At 37.8% G+C, this 5,091-nt stretch carries 6 protein-coding genes; all 6 read right to left on the bottom strand.

The window, feature by feature from the left end; translation table 11 throughout:
• Positions 1-316 precede the first annotated feature (316 nt).
• Entirely contained in the window at positions 317-637 is a 321-nt protein-coding gene (locus ACFX4X_RS25120; protein WP_061463409.1) for a type II toxin-antitoxin system HicB family antitoxin, read from the bottom strand.
• A 109-nt stretch (positions 638-746) separates the two neighbouring features.
• Entirely contained in the window at positions 747-1,028 is a 282-nt protein-coding gene (locus ACFX4X_RS25125; RefSeq protein WP_284470611.1) for a DUF4190 domain-containing protein, read from the bottom strand.
• Between the two features lie 589 nt (positions 1,029-1,617).
• Positions 1,618-2,268, bottom strand: a complete 651-nt coding sequence (locus ACFX4X_RS25130) for an amino acid ABC transporter permease (RefSeq protein WP_034307000.1) — start codon at positions 2,266-2,268, stop codon at positions 1,618-1,620.
• Between the two features lie 14 nt (positions 2,269-2,282).
• Entirely contained in the window at positions 2,283-2,921 is a 639-nt protein-coding gene (locus ACFX4X_RS25135; protein WP_089364247.1) for an amino acid ABC transporter permease, read from the bottom strand.
• 107 nt (positions 2,922-3,028) lie between these two features.
• The gene (locus ACFX4X_RS25140) at positions 3,029-3,856 is read right to left on the bottom strand and encodes a transporter substrate-binding domain-containing protein (protein ID WP_289337499.1); all 828 of its coding nucleotides are present in this window, start codon (positions 3,854-3,856) and stop codon (positions 3,029-3,031) included.
• A 22-nt stretch (positions 3,857-3,878) separates the two neighbouring features.
• Positions 3,879-4,607, bottom strand: a complete 729-nt coding sequence (locus ACFX4X_RS25145) for an amino acid ABC transporter ATP-binding protein (protein ID WP_089364249.1) — start codon at positions 4,605-4,607, stop codon at positions 3,879-3,881.
• Positions 4,608-5,091 lie beyond the last annotated feature (484 nt).

Below are 5,091 nucleotides of genomic sequence, written 5' to 3' on the forward strand. Positions count from 1 at the left end.
GCAAAAATTCAAAGGGAATCTCAAAAAGGGGTTCGGAATTTTTTAATTCCGGACCCCTTTTGTCTACAAACTGAAACCATCATTCCTTTACAGATAATGATGGTTTTTCGTTAAAAAAATTAAATTCCGGAGCTAACCTTACAAAAAAGATCATGTACTTATGTAAAAAAAATTGATGATTTAGGGCTATTAGAATCCACCGATCCATTTTGTATAGATTTTCATTCTTATAAACTGACATTCCGGGTGATAAAGTATGATAAACCCTTCAAGAAATCCAAAATAAAAACCTTGTCCTCTACCCGGCAAGGTTTTTTTATTTTTCATATGTGATATTTTCTATTTCAATCCTGAAGGGTGCAGCCTCACATATATTAATTCCCCTATCTAGATTTACCTTTTCCAAATCACTTGCATCCGGTATTGTTTTTTTATCATGAATAAAATGTTCGACCATGGATTCCAATAATTCTTGAGCACAAGCTAAGGCATCTACCCGATTCCTACCGCTAACGGTAGAAATAATTCCTTCTCGCCTAAAATCCGGGAAACAAACTTGAACGGAAAAAGAGTCGATAATCAATGGGTGTTTTTCATAATAGAATACGGCTGGATACTCAAATATTTGAATGGTCAAAATATCATCCCTTCATACAATATATAGCATTTTAGTTAATTATAACATGAAATTCTATTAAAAATAGATTTACTTACTTTTTCTTTGTTTGTCAAGATTATTTTTACATTCAATAGGTTGTTATGTCCGTATCTACTACGAAACAAAAAAACACCAGAAAAATCAAAATCACGATAACATTAAGGATTATTCCAATAATGCTGCACACTTTACCAGCTGTCACTAAACCATTTCCGGATTCACCAGTAAGATTAATTTCTTGTTTACTCTTAGATGCAAATATTAAACCTAGAATACCCAATATGATGCCGATGAATGGAATAAGCAGGGACAATACCCCCATGATTAATGATACAATCGCTTTGCTGTTGGTTGGATTAATTTCCGACATAAATTCCACCTTCTTTCTTCCCCTTATATATACGGTTATTAAAAGCAAAAGATTCATTATTTTTGTATTCACCATCTCTAATATTCCTTGCTACCCTCCCGGTAAATTCCATACCCTTGGTCGGATCCTTACATAACATACCAGTTGATTTCAGAAATCCGTCCCCTTTTCGCCAACTGTCTGACAAGGCACCTCGCCGAAAGCGTCTGTGAGGCCTCCGCCAGCCAGTTATTCGGCAGGAGTTTCGCGAATTTCGTCAATTTAATAAGGGTTTCATAAAACAGGTAAAAACCATAAAGTATAAACTAGTCTTAATTAAGGGTTCGGGATCAGACCTAGCCTACAGTTTTTTCTTAAAACGTTCCAGTTGATTGGAACGGATGGTAGTAGACTCCCCCAGCAGGAAAAGCGTGTCCAAGGGTGACCCACAGGCGCAAAGAACGCCGAGGGTGGGCCGCCCCCGCGGAAAGCGAGTACCCTACGTTCCAATCAGCGTTCAAATTGTACAAGCCATAAAAAAAATGTAGACAAACTCGATTTTCATCGAGTTTGTCTACATTTTGAAACGACTCATTTCTGAGTCGTTTTTTTAGGTACGTTTCAATTCAAGTCTCTGTGCTACCAAAGAAAGGCTATAGTTAACTATGAAATACATGAGAGCTACCAGGATCAAAATCGGTATTAAATACTTTTGACTTTGTCCATAAATGATTTGACCATGATGAGTCAGCTCCGGTAAAGAGATGACAACAGCTAAAGAGGTATCCTTTAATAAAGAAATGAATTGGCTGACAATAGGAGGAACCATGCGGCGCAGCGCTTGGGGCAGAATAATATGTATCAATGCCTGTGTATAGCTCAAGCCTGATGAACGGGCAGCTTCCATTTGGCCTTTATCGATGGATTTTAGCCCACTTCGAATGACTTCAGAAAGCATGGCTGACTCGAAAATTGTCAAGGCAACAATGGCTGCTGGAATGATTTCCAGTTTAATCCTTATTTCCGGCAAAGCAAAATACGTAAAAAATATTATTAATAACAGCGGTAAATTACGTACCGTTTCTACAATCAAAGCCAATATTTGTGATAACACCGGCACCTTTGCGTATCGGATTATACCTACAAGCCCGCCAATAATGAAACTTAGAATAATGGATATAAAAGCTACCTGGAGCGTTACCCAAAATCCTTCTAATAAAAACTTAAGATTATCTGGTGTATAGGCACCTGCAAAATCCATATGATACACCTCCCTCAATTACTCTTAGCCAGACGTTTTTCCAAATAACCAACGCCAAAACTTAAAGGAATGGTAAGTATTAAGTAAAATGCTGCAACGAAAATGTACACATCAAACACGACAAATGTCCTTGAAGAAATCAAATCCCCGTGGTACATAAGATCGAGTCCTGCAACGACGGCTAAAATGGAAGAATTCTTAACTAGATTGATAAATTGGTTTCCTAAAGGAGGAATGACTATTTTAACGGCCTGTGGCAAAATGACGAGCCTCATTGCCTGCCCATATGTCAGACCTGAAGAACGGGCAGCTTCCATTTGACCCTTTGGCACGGAAAGTATGCCTGCTCGAATTGCCTCAGCTATGAAAGATGAAGTGTAAATGGTCAATGCTAATGTCCCTGCGTATAGACCGCTTAGTTTAAGACCAAGAAAGAAGAAAAAGGTAATGATCAATAACGGTATGTTCCGAATGAACTCGACATAGGCGGTACCCAGCCAGTTTAGTGGCTTTATCGGCGCAATCCGCATGATAGCAATAAGCACACCAAGAATCAAACTCGCTACCAATGCAATCAAACTCGACATGATTGTATTTTTAAAGCCTAATAAATACATATCCAGATTCTCTGTTAAAATGGAGAAATCTAGCACGGCATACACTCCTTTAACTAGTAAGGATGAGCAAAACGCTCATCCTCACAGACAAATGTTAAAATGTTATTTAGGGTCAGCTTCCCTTATACATTTGCTAAAAATATTTAATGTTTAATCCATTTATCATGGATTTCATCGTACTTGCCTGAATCTTTAAGTGACTTAAGGGCTTTATTTAATTCGGCAACAAAGTCCGCATTTCCTTTTTTCACAGCAATTCCATAAGGCTCGTCTGTAAATGTACCGCCAACAAGCTCATAATTTGGATCCTCATCCGCCATTCCATAAAGGATGGAATCATCCGTGGTCAATGCATCCCCTTGTCCTGATTTAAGTGCAGCGAAAGCTTCGGAATAGTTTTCAAATTCAAGCACTTGTGCGTCAGGAGCTTTTTCACGGATATTTATGGAAGAAGTAGAGCCCTTGACTGCCAATACCTTTTTCCCTTTTAAACTATCAATGCCCTTGATATCGCTGCCTTTTTTGACTAACAAAGATTGTCCCGCGTCGAAGTAAACATCAGTGAAGTCAACTTCTTTTTTACGATCTTCCGTGATTGTCATGGTTGCTACAATTGCGTCGATATCACCATTATTCAATAAGGCCATCCTAGTTTTAGAAGTCACTTCTTTAAATTCAACTTTATTCTCATCACCAAGGATTTCTGCTGCAAGAGCTTTTGCGATATCAATATCAAAGCCTTCTACCTCTCCAGTACTAGGATTCTTCAAACCGAATAGCCTTGTATCATTTTTCACCCCAAAAACGATCTTATCCTTTTCCTTCACTTGGGCAAGAACATCAATTTCTTGGACTTTACCTCCAGCCTTTTCAGCTTTGTCTGAAACATTCCCCCCGCCACATCCAGCTAATAAAATGACAGCCAGTAATGATAGCAAAGATAATTTTAACCATTTCTTTTTCTTCAACATGTAATTCACCCCTGTTTTTTATTTAATGATTTAATATACGGCTAAGGAATAAACGAGCCCTCTCTTCCCGAGGATTGGCGTAAAACTCAGCCGGTGATGCCTCTTCTAAAACCCTGCCTTCGTCCATGAATACGATTCGATCCGCTACTTCACGGGCAAATCCCATTTCGTGCGTGACCACCACCATCGTCATTCCTTCATGGGCAAGTGCTTTCATTACATCCAGTACCTCGCCAATCATTTCAGGATCCAAGGCTGAGGTAGGTTCATCAAATAACATGATTTCGGGACCCATTGCCAAACCTCTGGCGATCGCTACCCGTTGCTGCTGTCCACCTGAAAGCTGAGAAGGAAATGAATTCGCTTTATCGCCAATCCCCACTTTATCCAGATACTTTAGTGTAATCTTTTTTGCTTCCTCTTCGGATTGCCCTAAAACCTTCCTGGGAGCAAGCATGATATTCTCGAGCACAGTTTTATGAGGATACAAGTGAAAATGCTGGAAAACCATACCGATATTCCGACGGAGTTTGTTTATGTCCGTTTTTTTATCCGCTACATTTAAACCATTTATGGAAAGGGAACCTTCCGAAATGGTCTCTAGACGATTAATGCATCGAAGCAGTGTACTTTTCCCTGATCCGGACGGTCCGATGACCACTACCACTTCCCCCTTCTTAATTGTAAGATTAATTTCTTTCAATACATGGAAATCGCCATAATACTTATTCACTCGGTCAAAAACTATCATAATTAACCTCCCTGCCCATAATCAAACCGCCAAAACTGAAAATTTATAATAGTCAGAATTCAGAGAACGTAATATAGCATTCTCCTTAACTTGAATCAAAACTTATGTATAATCCTTTCTTCAAGTATTATTTCCCAATATTTCGTTAGCGATAGTGAAAAGCCCTTTTTTTTGTTATTTTAAACTAGTAATTTAAATAATATATTCAATATTCTCATTTTTCATTATATATAATATTTCTTAAAATTACCATATAAACTTTAAATTGTTAAAAATGATATCATATTTTATGATATTAATTGCTGTATTTCATAAAACTGATATTATAAACTTATATCCCCTGAACTATTCCCTCTTTTTGTAAAAAAATATTTATTTCCCGTAAGCATATCGAGCTTTAAATGATAAAAAAAGGCTCTTTTCGTAAAGATTGTTGTTTTTAAAACGAAACTATTTAAGGTTGATTGGAGCGGAAGTGCGAGAC

Source organism: Peribacillus sp. YIM B13481, from assembly GCF_042787985.1.
Classification (GTDB): domain Bacteria; phylum Bacillota; class Bacilli; order Bacillales; family DSM-1321; genus Peribacillus; species Peribacillus simplex_A.

Excerpts from the sequence above, each read along its gene's own strand:
- ACFX4X_RS25125 (WP_284470611.1), bottom strand. The coding sequence starts at position 1,028 with ATGTCGGAAATTAATCCAACCAACAGCAAAGCGATTGTATCATTAATC.
- ACFX4X_RS25130 (WP_034307000.1), bottom strand. The coding sequence starts at position 2,268 with ATGGATTTTGCAGGTGCCTATACACCAGATAATCTTAAGTTTTTATTA.
- ACFX4X_RS25140 (WP_289337499.1), bottom strand. The coding sequence starts at position 3,856 with ATGTTGAAGAAAAAGAAATGGTTAAAATTATCTTTGCTATCATTACTG.
- ACFX4X_RS25145 (WP_089364249.1), bottom strand. The coding sequence starts at position 4,607 with ATGATAGTTTTTGACCGAGTGAATAAGTATTATGGCGATTTCCATGTA.